This window comes from Streptomyces sp. NBC_01707 (assembly GCF_041438805.1).
Lineage (GTDB): Bacteria > Actinomycetota > Actinomycetes > Streptomycetales > Streptomycetaceae > Streptomyces.
Genome location: NZ_CP109190.1, coordinates 1,135,695 through 1,156,647 on the forward strand (window position 1 = coordinate 1,135,695; position 20,953 = coordinate 1,156,647).

Below are 20,953 nucleotides of genomic sequence, written 5' to 3' on the forward strand. Positions count from 1 at the left end.
CCGGGGCGCAGCCGGGGCCTGACGGATCACCGGCGCCGTCCGTTTGGTCGCGTCCCCCGGCCGTAGTGCCACCGGGTTCGGCACCGGACGATGACTGCGGGCTACCTCCGCGCCACATTCCCGCCTCTGCAGTGCCGGGAACGTCGCCGGTGCGGGCAAGTCCGTACGGAGCGGACCCGGTTGCGCGGGCTGACCCCGAGAAGGACGTCGTCTCCGCTGACGGCGCCCGTACGTGCACGGCGACCGCCGCACAACATGTCTTCGGAGCCAGGGCGTTGTTGGGGAGGCATTCCCTGTCAGGTTGGTCGGTCTTCGTTTGATGACCACGAGCACCGGCCAGGGTGTGGGTCATGCGTATACGTCAACTTGCACTCATCGGAACGGCAGTTGTCCTCGGTCTCGGCACGCTCACTTCGGCCGCGGACGCCAGCGACCACGCCCCGGTCCGGATGAACCAGATCCAACTGCTGGGCACGCACAACAGCTACCACCGCGAACTGTCCTTCGCGGAGAAGAAGATTCAGGGCGAATCCGACCCCGACAATCTGTGGTACTCGCACGCGTCGCTGCCCGTGCAGCTCGACCAGCAGCCGGTGCGCCAGCTCGAACTCGACGTGATGCCCGACAGCGACCGGGGTGGGCTCTACACCAACCCGCTGATCCGTCAGCAGGCCGGTCTCCCTCCGCTCGACGACCCCGGCCTCGCGGGACCCGGTCTCAAGGTCATGCACTGGGCCGATCACGACTACAACACGACGTGCTCGACGCTGGTGAAGTGCCTGCGACAGGTGAAAACCTGGTCGGACGCGAATCCGAACCATGTACCGATCCCGATCCTGCTCGAGCTCAAGGCGACGGACCCGAAGCTGGAGCAGCTCGGCGGCCCGAAAAGCCCGCCTTGGGATGCGAAGCAGTTCGACCGGCTCGACACCGAGATCCGATCGGTGTTCGACGCCGACGAGCTCATCACACCGGACACGATTCGCCACCGGGGCCTGACGCTCGAGGAGTCCGTACTGCGCCACGGCTGGCCGAGCCTGGCACAGGCGCGCGGCAAGTTCATGTTCCTGATGGACAACAAGGACACCAAGCTGCAGGAGCCGTACCTCAGCGGCCGACCGAATCTCGAAGGCCGTGTGCTGTTCACCGACTCCGCCCCGGGCCGCGCTGACGCCGCATTCCTCGAGGAGAACGACCCGACCGGCGCGAACACCGCGAAGATCCAGGACTGGGTGCGCAAGGGCTACTTCGTCCGGACACGCAGCGACGTTCCGTTCGGCGCGGCCAGGGCTGGTGACAACGAGCAGCTCGAAGCCGCGCTGGCCAGCGGCGCGCAGATCGTCAGCACCGACTTCCCGGTGCCCGGGCTCGCCGCCCGCTACGGCAGCGACTACGTCGCACGGCTCCCCGGCGGTGGACCCGCCAGGTGCAACCCCGTCGACGCACCGAGGTCCTGCCACACCGTCGAAGACTGACGGCCTGCGCAGGCCTTCAGCAAGATGCGGCCCCGGTGGCTCACCGATCTCGACGTCGGCGTCCGGTGCAGCCGCCGGGCAGCCCTGGTGTCGGGTACCACCGACTACAGGGCCGCCGTGCGGAAGAGAGCCAGGAGCGCGTGGGCCGACGGGGTGTCCGCGTCGAAGAACTGCGTGGCCGACGCGGGTGGCACGGCCTGTCCGTGCATGCGGACCTCGTGGCACCTGAAACAGAACGCCGCCTCGAACAGCGCCAGGTCAAGAGAGTCCTCGTACGCCCGGATGCCCCAGCCCGGCGAGAAGCCGCAGCGGTGCTGTTCGCTGCCGGGCAGCATCTCGATCAAGGTCAGGGCTTCGGTGGCCTCACTCCCGGTCCAGTGCGCGACCACCCTGCCGGGGTAGGGGACGCCCCGCTCGATCGGGAGGGCGGAGATCCGTACGACCTCTATCAACACGGTGGCGGCAACGGCTTCGGCGGGGAGCTGCATGTACGCAGTCTGCCCGCCGGGGAAAGCGCATCCCCACCGGAACTCGATCGGCTGAGGCCCCGGCGGGTCAACAACCATCGACGAACGTGACCGTCTCGTCGATCGACGCCCTCCCCGTACGGCCGTGTCCCACCGTGACATCCTCGAACCCGATCGACATGCCGCAGAAGAGGACGAGCTCGTCCGGGGGTGACAGGACCTCCGCGACGGTCTTGCGATACTTCGCCCAGGCCATCTGCGCGCAGCTGTGCAGTCCTTCGGCGCGGAGCAGCAGCATGACGGTCTGCAGATACATGCCGACGTCGGACCATTGGGCCGGGCCCAGATCGCGGTCGATGTAGCAGAACAGGGCGACGGGCGCGCCGAAACAGTCCCAGTTCGCGGAAGCGGCCCTCTGGCGCGCCTCCACGTCCTCGTGCGGGATCCCGAGTGCGCCGTAGCGCTGCTCGCCGAAGGCGGATCGGCGTTCACGGTACGGGGACTTCAGTGCGGGCGGGTACTGCTCGTACTCCGGCTCGTCCCAGGGGTCGCCTGCGGCTATGCGCTCGCCGGCGCGTTTCTTGAGTTCGGCCAGCGGCGCGCCGGTCAGCACGTAGGCATGCCACGGCTGGAGGTTCGATGCGGACGGCGCCCAAGCCGCGGCGGAAAGCACGCGCTCCAGCACCTCCCTCGGGACAGGCCGGTCGGTGAACCCGCGCACCGCCCGTCGACTTACGACCGCCTCATAGACGTCCATGAGCGCGCATCTCCCTGCTCGACGTGGCCATCCTCGTTACGCTCACTATCGTATTACTCAAGACGGTATCATTCAATACCATCTTGTGTTTGACTGTCGCCGAGTACGAATCCTCAGCCCCTGGCTCCCGCCTCGGGCACCGCCCTTTGGAGCAAGTCCATGGCCACGCTGCTGCACATCGACTCGTCCGTGTTCCCCGGCGAGGCATCCTCGTCCCGTTCGGTCGCGAACGCCTTCCGCAAGGCCTGGGAGGAGCAGCATCCGGACGGCACGGTGATCTACCGCGACGTCGCCGCCGACCCTGTCCCCCACATCACCGCCGCCGCCCACACCGCCGGTTTCACCGCCCCTTCCGAGCACACCCCGGAGCAGTCCGCCGCGTTCGCCGCGCGCGTGAAGCTCATCGAAGAGCTGGAGCAGGCGGACGCCGTCCTGATCGGCGCCCCCATGTACAACTACTCGATCCCGTCGACTCTCAAGGCATGGCTGGACAACGTGATCCTGCTCGGCCGCACCACGGGTGAGACCCCCTCCGCACAAGGCACGCCGGTCACCGTCGTCGCCAGCCGCGGCGGCTCCTACGCGCCGGGCACCCCGCGCGAGGGCTGTGAGTTCGTACAGAACTACCTGACGGCCGTCCTCGAGGGCTCCCTCGGCCTGGACCTCGACTTCATCGTCCCCGAACTCACCATGGCCCCCCGCAACCCGGCGATGTCCGAACTGATACCCCTCTACGAGGCCTCGCGTGAACGCGCCTTCGAGGACGCGACCGCCAAGGCCAAGGCACTCGCGGAGCGCCTCGCGGCGTGACCGACGAACCATGGACGCCGTGTGACGCCTCCCCCCAGGACGTCACGCGGCGTCCCTGCCCCTTGCGCCCCCTTCGTCGGTGACATCGGCGCTCCGTCCTGGAGGCCGGTGGCCCGACGCGCAGGACGGCCGGGGCTTTCGGCCTGCCGACAAGGCCGCACATCAAATCGACGGCGGTACGTGCAAGGGGGGAAGAGCACCCGGTCGCCCAGACGTGCCGCACGACGGTCGCGCCGCCGGCTCGGTCCCCACCGGCACGGGGCCGGGACCCCGCCCCCGGAGAGGGCCGGCCCGCAGAGGCGATGGCCGCAGCTCAGGGCCGGGTTCGCTGCGAATAGCGCAGGACGAGGCGCGCCCACGCGGCAGGGAGCCGGTCCGCGGACGCGCTTACGCCTCTCCGCCTGCGGGGTGGGCGAACCGGGTCAGCAGATCCGTCAGCTGCTCGACCTCGCCGGGCCGTAGTTCGGCAACCAGACGCTCAGCCCGCGGCACCGCCGCCACATGAGCTGCATCGAAAAGCTCGAGACCCTGCGGCGTGACCTCCACCGCCCGCACCCGCCTGTCCCCCGGAACGGTCTTGCGTACCGCCAGGCCCTTACGCTCCAGGTCGTCCACGACCCGCATGATTCCCGCCTTGTCCGAGCCCGTCGCTGCCACCAGGTCCCGCTGCACCGTGGGTCCGCGGTCGACGAGCACGATCAGCACAGCGAAATGCCGCAACTCGATGCCGAGCGGTCGGAGCGCCTCCTCCATCACCGCGGCAGCGTGCCAGTGCGCCCGGCGCAGAAGCAGGCCGAGAGCGAACGGCGAGGCATCCCCTGGGCGGTCGGTCACACGCGAGGCAGTGGTTCCGCGAGGAACGTCGGAGGTCATGAGGCCACATTACAGTCATCGATTCGTTCGATACAGTCTCCTTTGAAACTAAATGCACCCCGTCCGCTACGGCTCGCGCCGGAAGAACCTGGCCAAGACCGTAGGCCGCGAAAGCGTGCCCCGATGTCACCACGGACGAATACGGCTCTGGACCACTGCCGGATGAGGCTCCACCGTCCCGGCAGGGTGACCCTGACCTGTCCGACCACTGTCCGTGCCGGGCCCGGCAGAGGCCGTCACCGGTCGGCAGTCCACCCCGGGACCGTCGGCAGCACCGTCTCGGCGACTCGGAGCAGCGCCGCGTCGTCCGGCACCACGCCGTCATCGCGCCACAGGACCACCTCGAAGGAGCCGCCGCTGTCCTTTGCGTCCAGGGCCACGGTGAGGGCGCGGGTCGGGACGCCGGGCCCGCTGTCGGTGTCACTCCCGTCGAGACGGAAGCTGATGCTGATGGTGCGGTCCGAGTAGACGACCGCCGGCCGGCCCAGAATCGTGCGCTGCCGCGCGGTGCCCCCCAGAAGGGCGGCGGACCCGGCCACCGGAAAACGGTCGTACGTGACCGACAGCGTCACGGTGTAGGTCCCGAACTCGACCCGGGCCGAGGGTGCGAAGACCTCCTTGCCGCCCGCGAACTTGACGGAGCCCCCGCTGCCACCGGCGGTCTTCGCCGTCTCCCCCGGCGTGCCCAGGAGTTCAGCGAGGTCGGGACGGTTCAGCGCCTCGCACAGTTGCGCCCCGGAGACGCGCCGAGACACCTTCCCGGCCTTCCCCGGCGTCTTCTCGGGCTCCCCGCCCGAACACTTGGCGGGCGGCAAGTCACCGTTCGAGGACGACGCCTCCCCGAGCGTCCACAGACCGACACCGAGCGCCGCCACCAGCGCCACGGCCGCGACGGCCTGCCCCCACGCGCCTGAGCCCTTCGCGGGCGCGTCAATATCGTCGGCCATGTCCCCCGCCTGCCGTGATCCCCCCATAGGTGCCCCGGGACCATAGCCCGTGATCATCAAGCCGACAAGGAGGTTGACCGTCACCGGATTGCCGACCTCAGCCAGGTCCACCTGGGCAACCGGCCAACTGTCGAAGGCGTCAGGGACGTGCCTGTCGCGGACGGGCGGCATGACGACCCGCATACGCCGTCCGCGGCTCATCGGCATATACGCAGTTTTATTTGCGCAGTCCAGACTGCGCAAGTTAATCTGAACATATGAGCGAGATCAGCGGCACCACCGACGGCGTGTCCGAATCGGCCGCACGTGCGGCCCGCGAGGTCCGCGTCGTCTACAGCCGACTCCGGCGCCGCATGCGCGAGACCTACGATCCCGGTGACCTCACGCCCTCCCAGACGTCCGTCCTCAGCCGCCTCGACAAGGACGGCGAAGCATCGGTCAGCGACCTGGCGGCAGCCGAGCGGGTCCGACACCAGTCGGTAGCCGCCACCGTGGGCGTCCTGGTCGAACGCGGCCTCGTCGCCCGCCGCCCGGACCCCCAGGACGGCCGACGTCAGCTGGTTTTCGTCACCGACAGCGGACACGCCTTCCTCGAGGACCGTCGCCGAGCCGGCGAGGGCTGGCTCACCCGCGCCCTGGAGGACCAGTGCACGGAGGAGGAACGGCGCACCCTCCTCCAGGCGACGGCCCTGCTGGAGCGGATCGTCCGGTCGTGACCGGAAACCTGCCCCGCGTGCTATGCCGGCTGCGCCCCGGCGGAGCCAAGCGGTCGGCGGACAGCTTCGACCGACGCCTGCTGGCCCCGATGATGCTGGGATCGGTACTCAACCCGGTCAACTCCTCCATCCTCTCCGTCTCCTTGGTACCGATCGGCGCCGCCTTCGGCGCACCGCCCTCCCGGACGGCCTGGCTCATCTCCGCCCTCTACCTGGCCACCTCCATCGGCCAACCCGTCGTAGGACGACTGATCGACCTCTTCGGGCCCCGCCGCCTCTTCCTGGCCGGGACGGCACTGACCGGCGTCGCCGGCATCGTCGGCATGCTCGCCCCCGGCCTCGGCGCGCTCATCGCGGCACGCGTACTCCTCGGCTTCGGCACCTGCGCCGGCTATCCGGCCGCCATGTACCTCATCCGCAGCGAGACCCGACGCACCGGCCGGAAGAGTCCCGCCGGCGTCCTCACCGCCCTGGCCGTCACCACCCAGACCATTGCCGTCATCGGCCCCAGCCTCGGCGGTCTGCTGATCGGTGTCGGCGGCTGGCGCGCCACCCTGGCCGTCAACGTCCCCCTCGCTCTCGCCGGCCTGTATCTCGGCGCCCGTCGCCTCCCCGCAACCCCCGCCCCCCGCCGCGACGACGGCCGCCGCCCGGTGGGCGAGCTGGACCTGCCGGGCATGGGCCTGTTCGCGGCGGCCCTCGTCTGTCTCCTGCTGTTCCTCATGAACCCCGGCGGCGGCACCTGGTACCTCCCGGTCCTGACCGGCGCCGCAGGAGCCGGCTTCACCTGGCGTGAACTACGCGCCCGGCAGCCCTTCATCGACGTGCGCGTACTCGGCGGCAACCTGCCGATCCTCGCCACCTATGCCCGGACCCTGCTGTCGTACGTCGTCAGCTACGCCTTCCTCTACGGATACACGCAGTGGACGCAGGAGGGCCGCGGACTGTCCGCCTCCCAGGCCGGCCTGGTGCAACTCCCGCTCTTCGCCACCGCGATCGTCGTCTCCACCCTCACCGGACGCCATCAGGCCATCCGCGGGAAGCTCCTCGTCGGCGCCGTCGGCCAGATCACCGCCTGCGCCCTGCTGCTCCTCCTCCACGCCCATAGCCCCCTATGGATGCTGCCGGCCGTCGTGCTCGTTCTCGGAGTCCCGCAGGGCCTGAACAACCTCGCCCTGCAGAACGCCGTGTTCCATCAGGCCGACGCCGAACGCATGGGCTCCTCGGCCGGACTGCTGCGCACTTTCGGCTACCTCGGCGCCATCATCGCGTCCGCCGCCGACGGCGCCTTTTTCGGCCAGCGCGCCGACACCAGCGGCCTGCACCACCTCGCCGTCTTCATGCTCACCGTCAGCGGCCTGTTCCTCGCGCTGACCGTCATCGACGGCTCCTTGCGCCGCATCGGGGCCCCGACCGACGACGACACCACCACCGACACCGAACCCCCGGGACAGCCACCGGTGGCCGAAGTCTCCGAGCCCCGCCCGACGGGACCCGCCCCGCAGCGCCCCGCAGCACAGGGCGACCCGACCCACCCCGCGACACGTGAGGACCGACCGTGACCAACCCCGCCCTGCTCGTGATGGACGTCCAGCAGGCCATCACCGAACGCGTTCCCGACCCCGGCTTCACACCGCGCCTCGCACGAGCCGTCGCCGCCGCACGGACCGTGGGCCTCCCCGTGGTGTACGTCGCCCTGGGCTTCCGCCCCGGCCATCCCGAGGCCAAGTCCAGTCCCTCCTTCGGCGCCCTGCCCGACGGCACCTTCGTCGAAGGTGACCCCGGAGCCGCCATCCACCCCGACGTCGCACCTCGCCCCGGCGAGAGCGTCGTCACGAAGAAGCGCGTCAGCGCCTTCGTCGGCAGCGATCTCGATCTCGTCCTGCGCGGCGGCGCCATCGACCACCTCGTCCTGACCGGCCTCGCCACCAGCGGCGTCGTCCTGTCCACCCTCCGTCAGGCCGCCGACCTCGACTACCGTCTCACCGTCCTGGCCGACGGCTGCGGCGACGCCGACCCCGAGGTCCACCGGGTGCTGACCGAGAAGGTCTTCCCCCGCCAGGCCGACGTCACCACCATCGACGCCTGGACCTCCGGCCTCGCCTGACACACGGCCTGCGCCGCCGAGCGGTGTCCGGCCTGGAGGCGAGAAGAGCGATGTCCGCGCGGGCGAAAGTGGTTTGCCGACGTGGATGTCGCGTGAGTAGCGTCGCCGTTCATGCCCCCGACTCTGCGCACTGAGCGGCTACTCCTCGAGCCGTACCACTTCGAGGACGAAGAGGGCTTCGTCGCTCTGTTCCAGGACACCAGGGTGTCGCAGTGGATGGGTGACGGCACTGCTTCCGAAGCATCGGACCGTGCCCTGTTCGGGCGCATCTTCACGAAGGTGTATGCCCAGGGCCTGTTCGATGTCTGGGCCGTTCGTCGCCATGGACTCCTCGTCGGGCATGCCGAGATCAAGCCCAACCAGGTCGTCGGGGGGCACGAGATCATTTACGCTCTGGCGCCGACGGCATGGGGGGCCGGCCTGGGGACCGAGTTGGCCGAGGCGATCGTCGCCCATGGTTTCGCGACCCTCCGACTGACCGAGGTGTACGCCACTGTGGACCCGGCGAACAAGGCCTCACTGACCCTGCTGGACGGAATCGGGTTCGAGCATGTCCGGGACATGAATGAGGATGACGGCAGCACCACCCGCGTGTTGATCCGCCGTCGAGCCGCAAGCAACAAGTCGCCACTCGCCCCATAGGGGCGATCAGGCCGCTTGGGTGGTGGACGCCCTCCAGGGCTGGAGCCGGCGGGAGCACCGCTGATCGGAGGACCGATCACCCCTCCATCACGGCATCGCATTGCGCGCAGACCAGCTGGGCGTACTCCGCCGCATACCACGAGGAATCAGGATCCGTGGGCCGGCCGGGAGAAGGCATCATGGCGAAGGTGTCCTTACCGCACAGCGTGCGCGGCCCTGGAGTCGTGGTGGACCCAGGGGCGGCCGGCGCTGCATGCACGCAGCGGACGGGCCGCCCCTCAACCAGTGAGGCACCGGTCATGGATCGCGCTGCACCTGGCTGATCGAGCTCGTACATCACGAAGATCTCGCTCATGTCCCGACGGTAGGCCGATACAGCGGATCACGCAGTCGGTACGTGAGACATACCGGCTTGGACCACCCTCGCCATGACGGTCGCGGACCCTTCAACTTGTCCGTCGGTACCGCGACGCCGCCCCAGGTCTCCCGACGCGCCCAGGGATACGCGGACGCGAACGGCGGAAGAATCGCGTTCCCCGTGAAGCCGGCAAGGACGCACTGGGGCTTGCTGCGAAAGTGCTGGTCACAGCCGGCAGGCTCGGCCGACCCCACCCTTGTTGCCAGTGCGACTTCGCGAATCGGGCGGCCGAGCGGGGAAACCGAGCAGTAGGCCGCAAGCCATGCTTCAGCCCCGGGCGATGGACTGTTCGATGAGGGCCACGGTGGCACGGGGATGATCGACCTCGATGACTAGGCGGTCGTAGGTTTCGGCGTCGGCGAGTTCGATGACGACTGCCTTGTCCGGGTTCTTCACGTCCCAGAAGAGGCGTTCACCATTGCTGAGGAAGCGGCCGGCGGTGATCACACCGGGGAGATTGGTGCCACCGACGCGGATGCCTTTCCGTTCGCGGGCGATGCCGGGGTCGTGGGTGGCGCCACGCACGTGGGCGAGGGGGATTTCCAGGCGGCTCTTGAGACTCCAGAGCTTGTCGAGACCCTGGATTTCGGCGGTCAGTAGGCCGCGTTCGCGGTCGATGGAGATCAGGGCCATGTCAATGCTCCTCAGCGGAGGTGAGTTGGGCTCGCAGGCGCAGGCGGGCACCGAGGACGGTGGAGGCGAGTTGAGGGGCGGCGTCACCGTGGGAAGGGCGCAGGGCGTCCTCCAGTGCGGTGATGCCTTCCGCGACCATGGCGGCCACCTCGGGATCGTGGGGGGCGCGTTCGGCGGCGGCGAGGAGGAGAAGTCCGGCCGCCGGGCCGTTGTCGTACGAGGCGATGGCTGTTGTCAGTGCCTGCGCGGGATCGGTGAGAGTGGCGATGACGGCGATCGCGGGATGGATCTCGTGGTCGAGGTGGTTGCGGAGGGCGGTCAGATGCAGGCTCCGTTTGGAACCGAACACTTTGTAGAGACTGCCTCGGTGGATGCCGGTGGCTGTGACCAGGTCGTCCACCGAGGTGCCCTCGTAGCCGTACGTGGCGAAGAGGGTGGCCGCGGTACCGACGGCCTGATCGGTGTCGAAGGTGCGTGGTCGTCCCATGGCAAGACCGTATGCGGTTAAAGAACGTCCAGTCAAGAACGAGTGTTCTTTTATGGTTGGTGCTGGAGACGCGGGAGGCGGACGCCTTTCGGAGGAGGCCCCTGGCGGTGCCGATCCACGGCCCGGCGCGCGCGAACGCCTTCCCGCAGGTACCGTCGCACCACCGGCGGCGGAACAGGCGCAGCAGCGCGGCGGCGGGGCTTACCCTGGCCGCATGATCACCGGTGGACACGTCATCATTTACAGCCGTGACGCGGAAGCGGACCGGGCCTTCTTCCGGGATGTGCTGGAGTATCCGCACGTCGATGCAGGAGGTGGCTGGCTGATCTTCAAGCTTCCGCCGACCGAGATCGCCGTGCATCCCACGGACGGCCCGGAGGCGCAGGAGCTCTACCTGATGTGCGACGACATCAACGCAACGGTGAAGAACCTGTCCACGAAGGGCGTGGAGTTCACACAGGCAGTCACCGATGCGCGCTGGGGGCGACTGACCAGGTTCCGTCTGCCGGGCGGCGGCGAGGTGGGCATGTACGAGCCCCGGCACGAGCGAGCCACCGAGCTGTGAAGCGCACATGCCGCACACCTCAGGCTCGCTGGGGCTGACGGCGAGATCCCCGTCAAGCGCCCGCCGACCGACGCCCAAGACGCGGACTGCGAGGTCGCCCACTGCCCGGCCCGGCGATGCGCACAGCGCCGAATCCTTCGAGGGAAGCCCGCCCGGGGCGGATGCACTCGCTACGGCGATTCCCGTGGACCGGCGTCTGCCGGGGCGTCGGGCGTGGTGCTCAGAGGCAGGAGCTGGGGGCGTTTCGCGGTGCGGCCGTCGCCGGAGGACCGGCCCCGCAGACGGCGTACGAGCCAGGGTCCGAGAAATGCGGCCGCCCAGCGCAGTTCGGCTGCTGCGGCTTGCCGACCGGCAGGGACCGCCTGCGGAGGCAGCGGGAGCGTCCAGGCGTCGTCGCTTCCGGGCAGGTGAATGGCGTGCGCCACGGCTGCGGCGATCCGTTCGTGGCCCAGCGGGCTCGCATGGAGTCGGTCAGCGCTCCACAGCCGTGGGTCCGTGGTGACGGCGTGAACGGCGGTTTCGGCGACCGTGACCCCATGTCGGGCGGCCGCAGCACGGATGCCGGCGTTGAGGTCGAACACACGGGACCTGACCGGCCGGGCAAGTGGCGCGATCTTCCCGACGTCGGGGAAGGTGAGGGTCACCACGTGGGCTCCGGTGGCTGTGAGCGCCATGAACACTTCTTCCAGATGCCCGGCCACCTCCGTGGCGTCGAAGCGGGGCCGGAGCAGGTCGTTGACCCCGGCGACGACGGTCGCCAGGTCGGGGCGCAGGGCCAGGGCGGGCCCCAGCTGTTCGGTGCGGACCTGGCCGGCGACACGTCCGCGTACGGCCAGGTTGGCGTACTCGAGAGAGGGGTTGACGGCCGCGAGGCGCTCGGCGAGCCGGTCGGCCCAGCCCCGCAGACCGGTGATGTCGTCGCCGTCCCCGAGTCCTTCGGTCTGGCTGTCGCCCAGGGCCACGTAGCGCAGATATTCACCGCTGTTCACGGCTCGTCCGCCTTTCCCGCAGAACGGCTGAGATCCGCAGGCACCAGTCCCGGTTGCCCTGTTCAAAGGCCAGGCCGCGCAGGCAGGTCAGGTACGGCCCGATCCGCTCGCCTCGGCGCAGGAACTCTTCCTCGTCCACGTCGCCCCGCATCTGCCGCAGCAGCTTGCCGAAGAGCTCGATCCTGGCGTCGGCTGCGGACGCTCGCTCTTCGAGCTGCTCGATCACCGGTGCGGTTCCGATGTGGTCGGCAGCCTGGACCTTGACGAGCAGGTCGTCGCGGATGAACGAGGGCTTCGATACGGATGCGGCAAACTCTTCCAGCTCGGCGAGACCGGCGTCGGTGACCCGGAACAGACGTTTGTTGGGCCGCGCCTCCTGGACCACCTGCCGACCGGCGACCAGCCCTTCCTTCTCCAGCTTGGCCAGCTCGGCGTACAGCTGCTGGGGCAGGGCGTACCAGAAGTTCGCGACACCGACGTCGAACGCCTTGGCCAGTTGGTATCCGCTGTATTCGCCGTCCAGCAGCGCCGCCAGCACGGCATGTCGCAAGGCCACCGAAGGCGCCCCTTCCCTTTCGTTGTCCGCCACTGCATCATACTCAAGAAAGTGACTAGTCACATCGTTGAGTATCAGGAGGAGTCATGGAGACTGCTGAACGCTTCCGGACCGGCGTGGAGAAGGGCGATCTCGCGGCGCTGGAAGACCTGTTCACCGAGGACATCCGCCTCTACAGCCCGGTGAAGTTCACCCCCTTCGAGGGCAGGCCCATGGTGCTGGGACTCTTCGGTGTCCTGCTGCGCACCTTCGAGGACTTCCGCTACATCGGACACTTCGAGGGCGTGGCCGAGACCAGCACCGATGGCGAGGAGACTCCGTCGGCGATCCTCCTCTTCCGGGCCACCGTGCACGGCAAGGAGATCCACGGCATCGACCTGCTCCAGTTCGACGAGACGGGCCGGATCAAGGAGTTCACCGTGATGGTCCGCCCGCAGTCCGCGGTCCATGCCCTGGGCGAGGCGGTACTCGCCGGCCTGGTCGCCGACGGACTCATTCCCCGGCCCGACGGCCGCTGAAGGGACCACGGCAACACCCGCCCCGATGCCAAGGATCCGGGTACCCACCGAGCCACACCCGTTCTCGCGTCGGCCACTCGGGGTCGTGGGCGACCACGCGTTCGCGGACCAGCGGGCGCCGGGGGCAGGATTCAGCGACTTGAGATGAACAGCGCTCCGGGCTCGGCGTGCGCCGAGCACGATGATGTTCGTGTCGATCGCGCCTAGCTTCGTCCATGACTTGACGGTGCTCCCCCGCCCCGCTCACGGTGGGCGGACAGCGTCGCCCGGACGATCTTGTGGTCAAGGTTGCCGACCTCTCCGGCGTCGGCGATGAGGGCTGTCAGGCATTCGTACGGACCGACAAAGCCGTATGTGACAGAAGCCCGGCGGCCTCGTTGACGCCGAACGCGTCGGCGCCAGTCACGTGCCGAGGTCCGGCAGGATCGATACGGGCACAGGATTCTCTGGGTTCGCGGGTCGTGACGGGCCGAGAGCATGGGCAGGCACAGGCTCCGACGTGCCGCAGTCGTCGGATTCGGTCCGGACAGTCCGCCTTGCGGTCCGGACGCCGAACACTTCGAGCACACCGGAACCGGTCCATCTCTCTTCCGGTGCCGGGCGCCTCCAGAACGACGCCGAGTGGAGCCGGGCCACACCCGAAGCCGACTCCACTGGGCCAACAGCGACGGCGGGGCGGCGTCGGCCGAATATCGGTGGAATTGCCATCATGCGCGGCCCAGAGAGACGAAGACGCGAGATGGGTCCTCGACGTCGGCACCTTGCCGTCCGCTCGGGAAGGAGCATCTGCCATATCCGAACGGCAACGCATTCCCCGCCCGACCATGACGCCGACCCCCCGCAACTGTCCTTCCGCACCGGACCCGCCGGGTTCATTTTTCAGCGCTTGAAGGCGTCCTTCGCCTTCTCCTTCGCCTGACGAACGTCACCCTTGGCCTTCTCGGCGCGGCCCTTGGCCGTCAAACCCTCGTTGCCTACCGCGCGGCCCGCGGTTTCCTCCACCTTGCCCTTGGCCTGTTCCACCTTGGCCTTGGCCTTCTCGTCCTTGGCCACGACACTCACATCCCGCTTCTCAATCTTGATGGACAACTTCAACATCAACCGTAAATGGCTCCGTACACGCAAGCTACCGACCGGTCGGGCCGAAACGGGATTATGTGAAGTCCGGATGAGATCGAACGCCCTCAGGCGTGACCCACAAGGCCTTTGCAGAGGGATTCCCACGCGGACTTACCGGCGGGTTCCCGGCCTTCGGCTCGCAGCGCCCAGCACTGCGCCACGCCCCGTCGAGCCCGCATGGCTGCGCCGCCCACACGACCGTCCCGTTCCACCTGTACAGGCAGGGCTTCGGCGGAGTCGCGTGGCGTCCGATCTCTGCTCAAGAAGGCCGACTTCGACAAGATCATGACGATTTACCCAGCCGCCGTGCCCGAGAGGGGCGGCGACGTCCCGCCGCGATGCGAGTCCGCCACCCACTCGCCGCCCCAGCCCTTGCCTAACCTATCGACATTCGATAGATTCCCATCGTAACTCGATGGAAGGATGGACCGTGGGAAAGCTGACAGTGCGTGCGCTGCGCGCCGTACTCGTGGTGGTGCTCGCCGGCACCGTGTGCGTACAGGCGGGGATGATGTGGGTGTTGATCAGTGGGAGCGACCCGGAGGACGGATCGCTCCCACTGACCGCGCTGCGCGTGATCACGATCCTGGGCATGTTGTCGGCCCAGGTCGCCCTGGTCTGCGTCTGGCGGCTGGTGACGATGGTGCGACGCGGCACCGTGTTCTCCCACGCCGCCTTCCGGTACGTGGACGCCGTGATCGGCGCGATCGTGGCGGCTGCCCTGCTGTGGTTCGCGGTCACGGCCGTCAATGCGCCGGGCCAGCGGGAGGACCCGGGTGTCACCGTCATCATGGGCGGGATCGGCCTGGCCATCCTGGGGGTCGCGCTCATCGTCCTCGTGCTGCGGATGCTGCTCGCCCAGGCCGTCGCGCGCGACGTCGAAGCGGCAGAGATGCAGGCCGAGTTGGACGAGGTGATCTGATGCCGATCTTCGTCGACATCGACGTGATGCTGGCCAGGCGGAAGATGTCCGTGGGCGAGCTCGCGGACCGCGTAGGGATCACCCCCGCCAACCTGGCGGTACTCAAGAACGGCCGCGCCAAGGCGGTGCGCTTCGCGACGCTCGCCGCGCTCTGCGAGGTGCTCAAGTGCCAGCCGGGCGACCTGCTGCGCTGGGAGGCCGAAGACGCCGTGGGCGCATGACGTACGCCAGGGCGGGCGCGAAAAGATCCGTGACACGGCACGTGGACCCCATCGACGTGGATCGCCGATCACCCGCAGCACCGTCCCGGCCTCGTTGGGCAGATACCGGTTGACCTGTACCGCACCGTCCTGGTCGACGATCACGACCTGCGAACGCCCCCACCGCATACCCCTGCTCTCCCATCGCGGAAGGGCGGGGGTTCGTCGTCGGGAGGGCAGCCGGAGCCGACCGCCGAGTGGACCGCGAGACCGGCAAGGTCAGGATCAAGAGCGTCTACGCGGTCACCAGGCTCGCTGCGGGACAGGTCACACCCATCGAGCTCTTGGCCGGCGGGTTACCAGGGTCCGTGGTCGGCCAGGCCCAGAGCGAGGCCGGCGGCCGCGGTAGCGAGGAACACGATCCCGCCGACGATGTTGCGGGAGCCCACCCGCAGGTGGGCGATGATCGCGCCGATGAAGTACAGCACGAGACCGGAGGCGGCGAGGGTCCCAAGGAGCGGCACGGCGAGCCCGGCCAGCAACCCCACGGTGCCCGCTGCCAGCAGCATGCCCAGCACCGGTACCCACTTCCGGGGCACGCCCTTCATGTCCGCCTGGGTCTTGGGGTATTCGTGGCCTATCAGGTAGGTGACGGCGGCGGCACCGTTGAAGACCGCACCGAGGATGGTGACCGTGACGTAGGCAGCGAACACGTTTTCTCCGTTTCTGTGGCCAATAGCCTTGCCGGGCACTCCGTCGTGGGATGCCGTTCTCCTGGACGACGAACCGGCGACTCGATTTGTGACATCGCTCGGCAGCCGGGCGTGCCCATGGTCTCGAACTCCCCTTGACCGTTGAGCATCGCGCGAAGGCGCTGTCGGGGGACTGGGGTGTCTTCTGCTCCCTGATGATCGTCCCGGGTTGCCCAGGCACGACCCCGGGCGGCCAACCGACCTCGCGCGCTACTCCTGAAGCTCGAACAGTGCTGTGACCAACGGGCGGCCCGCCCCGCGGTCGGGATGGCTTGCGGAGGACGGGCCTTCCGGTCGGTAGCGAGGTCGACCAAGCGTCCAACTCCTGTGGCACATCCCCCCACTGCCCGCCCGTCTTGAAGCGCCGGACCACGCACTCGAACTGCTGCTGCAGCCGATCGGGGTACGGGCCGCACTCGCCGATCGCAGGGCGGTGTAGGTGAACTCCCACTCCGTATAAAACAGTTGCCTTCGCGTCACGCAAGACGACCTACAGGATCAGACCCCGTCACAAGGGCGAGTCAGCAGGTTGTCACGACTCCGTACGTGCCCCAGCGGCGCTCCGTCTGCCGGGCGGTGCCGCGCTGCACGTTCGCGGCGGCCGGGTCGACGACAAGGCCCTCGGTGGTCTCACTACCGGATCGAGCACCATCTGCCCCCGGCCTGCCCCCCAACTATGCGCCGCACGCGGCAGACGCTGGATGCCGAGCCGTCATTCGAGACTTGCAGCTCATTACCGCCGCATCGCCTCCCGCCGACGAGACAAGGCAGGAGGCGGATCGTCACGGTGTGAGCCACCCGGTCCGATGCCGCATGCCGAGATCATTTCTCCCGGTCCTCATCCGCGGCCTCGTCCTCCCCTTCGTCTTCCTCCACGTCCTCCCCTTCGTCCTCGGCATCGCCGTCTTCCGCGGTCTCGTACTCGCCGTCATTCTCCGAGTCCTCGGCCTGTGCCGCTTCTTCCTCTTCCACGGCGTCTTCGTGCGACATGACGACTTCACCGTCTCGGATCTCGCCCCGCCAGCCTTCCGGCTCCTCGTCGGCGAGAGTGACGTACCGCTGGAAGTGCTTGAAGTCCAGCCGAACCCGGCGGCCCTGGGCCCGCCAAATATTTCCGGTCTTTTCGAAGAACCCGGAAGGGTAGTACTCCATGACCAGGACGATCCGCGTCAGCGTCGGCGCCAGTTCATGGAAACTCACGGCACCCTTGGTCGTCCCCTTGGCCCCTTCGGAGCTCCAGACGATCCGGTCGTCCGGAATCTGCTCCTGAACAGTCGCTTTGAAGCTGCGGGAAGAGGGGCCGACCTTGACCTTCCAGTCGCTGCCCATCTCGTCGCCCATCGACACGCTGCGAACGCCCTTGGTAAAGCTGCTGAACTCCTCGTACTGGGTCCAGTAGTCGTAGGCCGTGCGAAGCGGCACTCCGACATCGAGGACCTCAATGATGTTCATGCTCTTGCTACTGCCGGACTTGCCCTTGCCGCCGCCGAACGCCTCCTTGACCTTGCCCACGACACTGTCCTTGACGCCTTTGGCCTTCTCGGACAAGAACGCCTTCACGGGGGATTCGCCCCCGAGGACGCGCGAGCCGACTTTGAGCAGTGACCCGCCGTTTTCCGCCACATCCGTCAGCTGCCCCGTGACGTCCGTGAGCTTGTCGCTTGCCTTCTCCGCGAGCCGTCCCACCTGCGATTCGACAAAACCCGACAGCGCCTCACCCAGTCCGCCCGCCCCCGACCCCTGCGTCTCGCGATCCTTCGTCTCCTTCGCAGCCATGACGGGTCACCTCCGGCGATCAGCGTGCTTGGATGTCCTCTTCGCCACCTGCCCCGAGGACGCCGCCCTCTTCGCGGGAGCACGCTTCCTGGCAGCAGACTTCTTCGCCGGGGCTGACTTCTTCGCGGCCGGCTTCGTCGCGGAGGACTTCTTCCGGGATGGCTCCTTCGCCGCCGCCCCGGACGAGCTCCGGGTAGAGGGGGCCCTCTCTCGCCTTGCCGCGGTGCCCCTCCCGGGCCGAGCCGGCTTCCGGGAGCTTCTCCGGCGCTGCGGGCGTCCGCGTTCAGGCTCCTTCTCTTCCTCCTCCGGTGCCGCTTCCTCTTCCTCCTCCGGTTCCTCCTCTTCGTACTCCTCCTCCGGCTCAGCCTCATCCTTCTCGCCGAGGTTGGCAGTGCGGTCACGGAGCGTGTCCGCGAGCGCCTCCATGCCGCGAGTCGCAGCCGCTGTCACTGCCTTGCGGCCGGCCTCGATGAACTCACCTTTCAGCTGGTCCTGCACTTCGGCCACCTGCGGGATCTCCCCCAGCATGCGCATTCCCTCGGTAGCGAGCTGGCGCGGGTCAAGGCCCAACCGTTTGCCCGCCAGATAAGTCCCCACACTCAGCGCGAGCTTGCCCTTCTTCGTGCGGCCCAGTACGTATCCGCCGAGAAGGGCCGCGGCGAGAGTCAGCTTGGTCTGATCGTCCATGCGCACGTCACCTTCAACGTTCCCGCGGGACCCACCCTTGCCGTGCGAACTGCGGCTCTGTGGCTGTCAGGGGTCTCTGCCCTGACAGCCACTGCCGATTTCGGGAGCGCGACGAAGGGGGCGCCTGATCCTGTTCACTCCGGGCGAGGCCGACCCTCCACAGCCCGGCGGTTGCGGCCACGACGGAAGGTCGCCTCGGCACGAGAGCCATCACTTGATGCCGGTCCTGTACTCACCAGTCTCGCCCGTATCGTGGCAGTCGCACCTTGGAAAGCTCCGCCTCCTGATGCGGGGGCGCGCCGCGTGGCATCTGCGGTTGCCAGCTGTGGTTGCCGGTCCTCGGCGTCGGCGCCGACCCCTGCGGTGGCCCCGATGTCTGACGGATACTTGATGTGCCGTGACGCGGGCACGGTTGTCGTGTCCTTCTACTGCGGGGCGGGTTCTGCCGGTATGCCAGCAGGTCCGTGAGAAGGCGACCGACAGCCTGCCCGGCGCAGGAAGGTTGTGCAGGTGACGTCGTCTGCCGGTCTCGGTTCACAGCCCGCCTCCCTCGCCCCGGAGGTGGGACTGGACGATGCCACGTTGGTGGTCCGTGCCCGTGACGGCGACATGCGCGCCTTCGAGGTACTGGTGCGCCGCTATCAGGGGCCGATGTACCGCTTGGCACTACATATGCTCGCGAGCCGCGGCGACGCCGAGGACGTGGTGCAAGAGGTGTTCCTGACCGCTTGGCGGCGGCTGGGGCAGCTACGGGACGATGCAGCCTTCGTGGGCTGGCTCTACCGGACGACGAGCAACCGGTGCCTGAACATCATCCGGGCACGTAGACCCGTCGCACAGGCTGACCTGGACCGTCGCGAATCCGCCGAGGTGACTGGATCACCGGAGCGGGCGGCACAGGTCAGCGAGCAGCTGATCGCGCTCGCTGCCGCTTTGAAGCGGCTGACTCCAGAGCAGCGGGCGTGCTGGCTGTTGCGGGAGGTGCACGGTCGCTCCTACGAGGAGATCGCCGGGGTCATGGGCACGACCCGTACGGCGGTGCGTGGACGTATAGCGCGCGCTCGAGTGCAATTGGCGGAGGCGATGGCTCCATGGAAATGAGCGACGCTCAGGGCTATGTGCTGTCTTGCGGCCGCAAGATGGAGACGGTGTGGGAACGGCTCGATCCGGACGGCACCGACCTGACTGACACCCATGATCTCACCTGCGAGCACTGCTCTGAGGCTCGGCAGAACCTGGTGATCCTGCAGGAGGTGACCGGCGAGCTCGCCTCGGAGGAGATCGGACCTCCGCTGACCTTGACCGGACGGATCATGTCTGCGGTGCGCGCAGAGGTCCGCCGTCACCACATGCTCGCGTTGCCCGGCGCGGAGCCGGGCGCAGTGCAGATCAGCGAACAAGCGGTCGCTGCCGTCCTCCGATGTGCCGCCGATTCCGTCGACGGTGTACGCGCACGGCACTGCCGGATTTCCGTCACGGACAGGAAGGGCGCGGTGGACGTGGAAATGAGCCTCGCGGTGGCCTACCGCAGGTTTTCCGCCGACGCAGTCGACGAGGTGCGCGAGCGGGTCCGGGCAGCAGCCGCAGCACGGGTCGGGATAGTCCTGGTGCGTCTGGACCTGACCGTGGAAGACCTGTACGACGCATGAATCCCCGGGATCCGGCAGCAGACTGTCGAGAGAGGCTGAAGCACATGGACAAGGTGTTCGTGACGGCAACGACCGTGCCGGACGACGAGACACGGGTCTCCCGTGCCCAGTGGGTGATCGCCGAGCCCGTGATCGCCGCAATCGCCGCCCGAGCCGCAGTCGCCGTCCCTGGTGTCGTACGGCTCGAGCCCGGCCTGACCGGACTCGCCTCCCAGGTGGCGCGTTCGGTGCGCCAGAGGATCAACGGCCTCGCCCCGGCCCCGACCGAGGGTGTGAGCATCACGGTCGACCACACAGTCGTGCCGTCGAGCCTGCACGCCTCCATCGACATGGTCGCCTCCGGGCGTGAACAGGCCTGGGCCGTGGGGCGGGCTGTCCAGCGTGAGGTCATGCGTGCCGTCGCCGATGCCACGGGCCTCGTTCCGCAGTCCGTCGTGGTGTCGATCATGGATATCGACTTGGATCGGACCGGTGCGTGGTGACTCCGAGATCAGAGCTGGCACACTCCCTTCTGGCTGTCCTGGGCAGGATCCCGGGTCTGCGCCCGGCGACCCCCGCCACCACCCACGTGGGCTCACGCGTGCCCTGGAACCTTGACACCATGGCTGTCGGCATCGACGAAGAACTCATCGAGATCCGCGTCGTCGCCCTCGCCCTCCCCCTTCCTCCGATCCTGCGCGAGGCCGAGGCCGCCCTGCGCGCAGCGCTGAAGGAGACCGGGTGGAAGGACGCCCGGCTGCGCCTTGTCGTCTGCGACATCGATGCCGCCGCCCTGACCTCCGTCGTTCACGCGAGTGGCGCGGGTGCCTGAAGGGCCATGACGTTCTCCCCCGGCACGGGTCGTTCAGGTGTGACGAGCGCGAAGCCGCCTCGTCCGGAGCCAGATAA

27 protein-coding genes are annotated in these 20,953 nt (G+C 68.3%); 14 read left to right on the forward strand and 13 right to left on the reverse strand.

All coding sequences use genetic code 11. The features are described from left to right. The first annotated feature begins 350 nt into the window (after positions 1-350). On the forward strand, positions 351-1,475 hold the full coding sequence (locus tag OG963_RS05270; RefSeq protein WP_371798567.1) for a phosphatidylinositol-specific phospholipase C1-like protein: 1,125 nt from the start codon (positions 351-353) through the stop codon (positions 1,473-1,475). 104 nt (positions 1,476-1,579) lie between these two features. Here the strand turns inward: OG963_RS05270 and OG963_RS05275 are convergent, their stop codons facing one another. Continuing rightward, complete coding sequence (locus OG963_RS05275) at positions 1,580-1,963, reverse strand: hypothetical protein (RefSeq protein WP_371798568.1); 384 nt, start codon at positions 1,961-1,963, stop codon at positions 1,580-1,582. A 67-nt stretch (positions 1,964-2,030) separates the two neighbouring features. Beyond that, a complete protein-coding gene (locus tag OG963_RS05280; RefSeq protein ID WP_093770868.1) occupies positions 2,031-2,699 on the reverse strand; it encodes a nitroreductase in 669 nt (222 codons plus the stop codon). 159 nt (positions 2,700-2,858) lie between these two features. Here OG963_RS05280 and OG963_RS05285 point away from each other — a divergent pair, with 159 nt between their 5' ends. After that, positions 2,859-3,509, forward strand: coding sequence for an FMN-dependent NADH-azoreductase (locus OG963_RS05285; RefSeq protein WP_093770866.1), 651 nt, complete (start codon positions 2,859-2,861; stop codon positions 3,507-3,509). 387 nt (positions 3,510-3,896) lie between these two features. On the opposite strand, the gene OG963_RS05290 is transcribed toward OG963_RS05285, so the two are convergent. Both OG963_RS05290 and OG963_RS05295 read right to left on the reverse strand, forming a co-directional pair. Continuing rightward, positions 3,897-4,343 (reverse strand): MarR family transcriptional regulator, encoded by a 447-nt coding sequence (locus OG963_RS05290; protein ID WP_319739701.1) that lies wholly within the window; start codon positions 4,341-4,343, stop codon positions 3,897-3,899. 275 nt (positions 4,344-4,618) lie between these two features. Next, positions 4,619-5,329 carry a DUF6215 domain-containing protein gene (locus OG963_RS05295; protein ID WP_093772171.1) on the reverse strand — a complete coding sequence of 237 codons (711 nt, stop codon included), beginning with the start codon at positions 5,327-5,329 and terminating at the stop codon, positions 4,619-4,621. Positions 5,330-5,586: 257 nt separating this feature from the next. On the opposite strand from OG963_RS05295, the gene OG963_RS05300 reads away from it, so the two are divergent. The 4 genes from OG963_RS05300 (at position 5,587) to OG963_RS05315 (ending at position 8,794) form a co-directional block, all read left to right on the forward strand. Next, entirely contained in the window at positions 5,587-6,045 is a 459-nt protein-coding gene (locus OG963_RS05300; RefSeq protein ID WP_093770862.1) for a MarR family winged helix-turn-helix transcriptional regulator, read from the forward strand. An 89-nt stretch (positions 6,046-6,134) separates the two neighbouring features. Further along, entirely contained in the window at positions 6,135-7,607 is a 1,473-nt protein-coding gene (locus OG963_RS05305; RefSeq protein ID WP_371800267.1) for an MFS transporter, read from the forward strand. Continuing rightward, positions 7,604-8,152: a cysteine hydrolase family protein gene (locus OG963_RS05310; protein ID WP_371798569.1), complete on the forward strand. Its 549-nt coding sequence runs from the start codon at positions 7,604-7,606 to the stop codon at positions 8,150-8,152. Before OG963_RS05305 ends, OG963_RS05310 begins: the two co-directional genes overlap by 4 nt. A gap of 111 nt (positions 8,153-8,263) precedes the next feature. Further along, on the forward strand, positions 8,264-8,794 hold the full coding sequence (locus OG963_RS05315) for a GNAT family N-acetyltransferase (RefSeq protein WP_093770858.1): 531 nt from the start codon (positions 8,264-8,266) through the stop codon (positions 8,792-8,794). Between the two features lie 76 nt (positions 8,795-8,870). Here the strand turns inward: OG963_RS05315 and OG963_RS05320 are convergent, their stop codons facing one another. From OG963_RS05320 to OG963_RS05330, 3 genes are all read right to left on the reverse strand, one after another. Beyond that, entirely contained in the window at positions 8,871-9,149 is a 279-nt protein-coding gene (locus tag OG963_RS05320; RefSeq protein ID WP_093770856.1) for a hypothetical protein, read from the reverse strand. 330 nt (positions 9,150-9,479) lie between these two features. Further along, the gene (locus tag OG963_RS05325) at positions 9,480-9,845 is read right to left on the reverse strand and encodes a hypothetical protein (protein ID WP_093770854.1); all 366 of its coding nucleotides are present in this window, start codon (positions 9,843-9,845) and stop codon (positions 9,480-9,482) included. A gap of 1 nt (position 9,846) precedes the next feature. Beyond that, complete coding sequence (locus tag OG963_RS05330; RefSeq protein ID WP_093770852.1) at positions 9,847-10,332, reverse strand: TetR/AcrR family transcriptional regulator; 486 nt, start codon at positions 10,330-10,332, stop codon at positions 9,847-9,849. Between the two features lie 214 nt (positions 10,333-10,546). Here OG963_RS05330 and OG963_RS05335 point away from each other — a divergent pair, with 214 nt between their 5' ends. Beyond that, complete coding sequence (locus OG963_RS05335) at positions 10,547-10,897, forward strand: VOC family protein (protein WP_030934895.1); 351 nt, start codon at positions 10,547-10,549, stop codon at positions 10,895-10,897. Between the two features lie 170 nt (positions 10,898-11,067). Here OG963_RS05335 and OG963_RS05340 read toward each other — a convergent pair whose 3' ends face one another. Together OG963_RS05340 and OG963_RS05345 are read right to left on the reverse strand one after the other, a co-directional pair. After that, positions 11,068-11,886, reverse strand: a complete 819-nt coding sequence (locus tag OG963_RS05340) for an SGNH/GDSL hydrolase family protein (RefSeq protein WP_093770850.1) — start codon at positions 11,884-11,886, stop codon at positions 11,068-11,070. Beyond that, on the reverse strand, positions 11,873-12,442 hold the full coding sequence (locus tag OG963_RS05345; RefSeq protein WP_093929031.1) for a PadR family transcriptional regulator: 570 nt from the start codon (positions 12,440-12,442) through the stop codon (positions 11,873-11,875). Before OG963_RS05345 ends, OG963_RS05340 begins: the two co-directional genes overlap by 14 nt. An 86-nt stretch (positions 12,443-12,528) precedes the next feature. Here OG963_RS05345 and OG963_RS05350 point away from each other — a divergent pair, with 86 nt between their 5' ends. Further along, complete coding sequence (locus OG963_RS05350; protein WP_093770846.1) at positions 12,529-12,960, forward strand: nuclear transport factor 2 family protein; 432 nt, start codon at positions 12,529-12,531, stop codon at positions 12,958-12,960. A gap of 879 nt (positions 12,961-13,839) precedes the next feature. On the opposite strand, the gene OG963_RS05355 is transcribed toward OG963_RS05350, so the two are convergent. Next, the gene (locus OG963_RS05355) at positions 13,840-14,013 is read right to left on the reverse strand and encodes a CsbD family protein (RefSeq protein ID WP_078879319.1); all 174 of its coding nucleotides are present in this window, start codon (positions 14,011-14,013) and stop codon (positions 13,840-13,842) included. A gap of 496 nt (positions 14,014-14,509) precedes the next feature. Between OG963_RS05355 and OG963_RS05360 the strand changes: the two genes are divergently transcribed. Both OG963_RS05360 and OG963_RS05365 read left to right on the forward strand, forming a co-directional pair. Next, positions 14,510-15,001: a DUF2975 domain-containing protein gene (locus tag OG963_RS05360; RefSeq protein WP_030934889.1), complete on the forward strand. Its 492-nt coding sequence runs from the start codon at positions 14,510-14,512 to the stop codon at positions 14,999-15,001. Beyond that, complete coding sequence (locus OG963_RS05365; protein ID WP_030934887.1) at positions 15,001-15,222, forward strand: helix-turn-helix transcriptional regulator; 222 nt, start codon at positions 15,001-15,003, stop codon at positions 15,220-15,222. Before OG963_RS05360 ends, OG963_RS05365 begins: the two co-directional genes overlap by 1 nt. 335 nt (positions 15,223-15,557) lie before the next feature. Here the strand turns inward: OG963_RS05365 and OG963_RS05370 are convergent, their stop codons facing one another. The 3 genes from OG963_RS05370 to OG963_RS05380 all read right to left on the reverse strand — a co-directional run bounded on the left by OG963_RS05370 (position 15,558) and on the right by OG963_RS05380 (position 18,416). Beyond that, a complete protein-coding gene (locus OG963_RS05370) occupies positions 15,558-15,914 on the reverse strand; it encodes a DoxX family protein (protein ID WP_371798570.1) in 357 nt (118 codons plus the stop codon). 861 nt (positions 15,915-16,775) lie between these two features. Continuing rightward, on the reverse strand, positions 16,776-17,729 hold the full coding sequence (locus OG963_RS05375) for an SRPBCC family protein (protein WP_093770842.1): 954 nt from the start codon (positions 17,727-17,729) through the stop codon (positions 16,776-16,778). A gap of 6 nt (positions 17,730-17,735) precedes the next feature. Continuing rightward, the gene (locus OG963_RS05380) at positions 17,736-18,416 is read right to left on the reverse strand and encodes a histone protein (RefSeq protein WP_371798571.1); all 681 of its coding nucleotides are present in this window, start codon (positions 18,414-18,416) and stop codon (positions 17,736-17,738) included. A gap of 510 nt (positions 18,417-18,926) precedes the next feature. Between OG963_RS05380 and OG963_RS05385 the strand changes: the two genes are divergently transcribed. From OG963_RS05385 to OG963_RS05400, 4 genes are all read left to right on the forward strand, one after another. Then, positions 18,927-19,517: an RNA polymerase sigma factor gene (locus tag OG963_RS05385; RefSeq protein WP_093772167.1), complete on the forward strand. Its 591-nt coding sequence runs from the start codon at positions 18,927-18,929 to the stop codon at positions 19,515-19,517. Next, positions 19,514-20,065, forward strand: a complete 552-nt coding sequence (locus OG963_RS05390; RefSeq protein WP_218133070.1) for a hypothetical protein — start codon at positions 19,514-19,516, stop codon at positions 20,063-20,065. Before OG963_RS05385 ends, OG963_RS05390 begins: the two co-directional genes overlap by 4 nt. 44 nt (positions 20,066-20,109) lie before the next feature. Further along, positions 20,110-20,547, forward strand: a complete 438-nt coding sequence (locus OG963_RS05395) for an Asp23/Gls24 family envelope stress response protein (protein ID WP_371798572.1) — start codon at positions 20,110-20,112, stop codon at positions 20,545-20,547. Positions 20,548-20,666: 119 nt separating this feature from the next. Then, positions 20,667-20,876 (forward strand): hypothetical protein, encoded by a 210-nt coding sequence (locus OG963_RS05400; protein ID WP_371798573.1) that lies wholly within the window; start codon positions 20,667-20,669, stop codon positions 20,874-20,876. The last annotated feature ends 77 nt before the right edge of the window (positions 20,877-20,953 follow it).

What these genes read in the sequence shown, in the direction of transcription:
- OG963_RS05400 (WP_371798573.1), top strand. Translation starts at nt 20,667, where the DNA reads ATGGCTGTCGGCATCGACGAAGAACTCATCGAGATCCGCGTCGTCGCC.
- OG963_RS05295 (WP_093772171.1), bottom strand. Translation starts at nt 5,329, where the DNA reads ATGGCCGACGATATTGACGCGCCCGCGAAGGGCTCAGGCGCGTGGGGG.
- OG963_RS05375 (WP_093770842.1), bottom strand. Translation starts at nt 17,729, where the DNA reads ATGGCTGCGAAGGAGACGAAGGATCGCGAGACGCAGGGGTCGGGGGCG.
- OG963_RS05320 (WP_093770856.1), bottom strand. Translation starts at nt 9,149, where the DNA reads ATGAGCGAGATCTTCGTGATGTACGAGCTCGATCAGCCAGGTGCAGCG.
- OG963_RS05380 (WP_371798571.1), bottom strand. Translation starts at nt 18,416, where the DNA reads ATGGACGATCAGACCAAGCTGACTCTCGCCGCGGCCCTTCTCGGCGGA.
- OG963_RS05305 (WP_371800267.1), top strand. Translation starts at nt 6,135, where the DNA reads ATGATGCTGGGATCGGTACTCAACCCGGTCAACTCCTCCATCCTCTCC.
- OG963_RS05395 (WP_371798572.1), top strand. Translation starts at nt 20,110, where the DNA reads ATGGACAAGGTGTTCGTGACGGCAACGACCGTGCCGGACGACGAGACA.
- OG963_RS05285 (WP_093770866.1), top strand. Translation starts at nt 2,859, where the DNA reads ATGGCCACGCTGCTGCACATCGACTCGTCCGTGTTCCCCGGCGAGGCA.
- OG963_RS05335 (WP_030934895.1), top strand. Translation starts at nt 10,547, where the DNA reads ATGATCACCGGTGGACACGTCATCATTTACAGCCGTGACGCGGAAGCG.
- OG963_RS05315 (WP_093770858.1), top strand. Translation starts at nt 8,264, where the DNA reads ATGCCCCCGACTCTGCGCACTGAGCGGCTACTCCTCGAGCCGTACCAC.
- OG963_RS05390 (WP_218133070.1), top strand. Translation starts at nt 19,514, where the DNA reads ATGAGCGACGCTCAGGGCTATGTGCTGTCTTGCGGCCGCAAGATGGAG.
- OG963_RS05350 (WP_093770846.1), top strand. Translation starts at nt 12,529, where the DNA reads ATGGAGACTGCTGAACGCTTCCGGACCGGCGTGGAGAAGGGCGATCTC.
- OG963_RS05280 (WP_093770868.1), bottom strand. Translation starts at nt 2,699, where the DNA reads ATGGACGTCTATGAGGCGGTCGTAAGTCGACGGGCGGTGCGCGGGTTC.
- OG963_RS05365 (WP_030934887.1), top strand. Translation starts at nt 15,001, where the DNA reads ATGCCGATCTTCGTCGACATCGACGTGATGCTGGCCAGGCGGAAGATG.
- OG963_RS05325 (WP_093770854.1), bottom strand. Translation starts at nt 9,845, where the DNA reads ATGGCCCTGATCTCCATCGACCGCGAACGCGGCCTACTGACCGCCGAA.
- OG963_RS05330 (WP_093770852.1), bottom strand. Translation starts at nt 10,332, where the DNA reads ATGGGACGACCACGCACCTTCGACACCGATCAGGCCGTCGGTACCGCG.
- OG963_RS05275 (WP_371798568.1), bottom strand. Translation starts at nt 1,963, where the DNA reads ATGCAGCTCCCCGCCGAAGCCGTTGCCGCCACCGTGTTGATAGAGGTC.
- OG963_RS05300 (WP_093770862.1), top strand. Translation starts at nt 5,587, where the DNA reads ATGAGCGAGATCAGCGGCACCACCGACGGCGTGTCCGAATCGGCCGCA.
- OG963_RS05270 (WP_371798567.1), top strand. Translation starts at nt 351, where the DNA reads ATGCGTATACGTCAACTTGCACTCATCGGAACGGCAGTTGTCCTCGGT.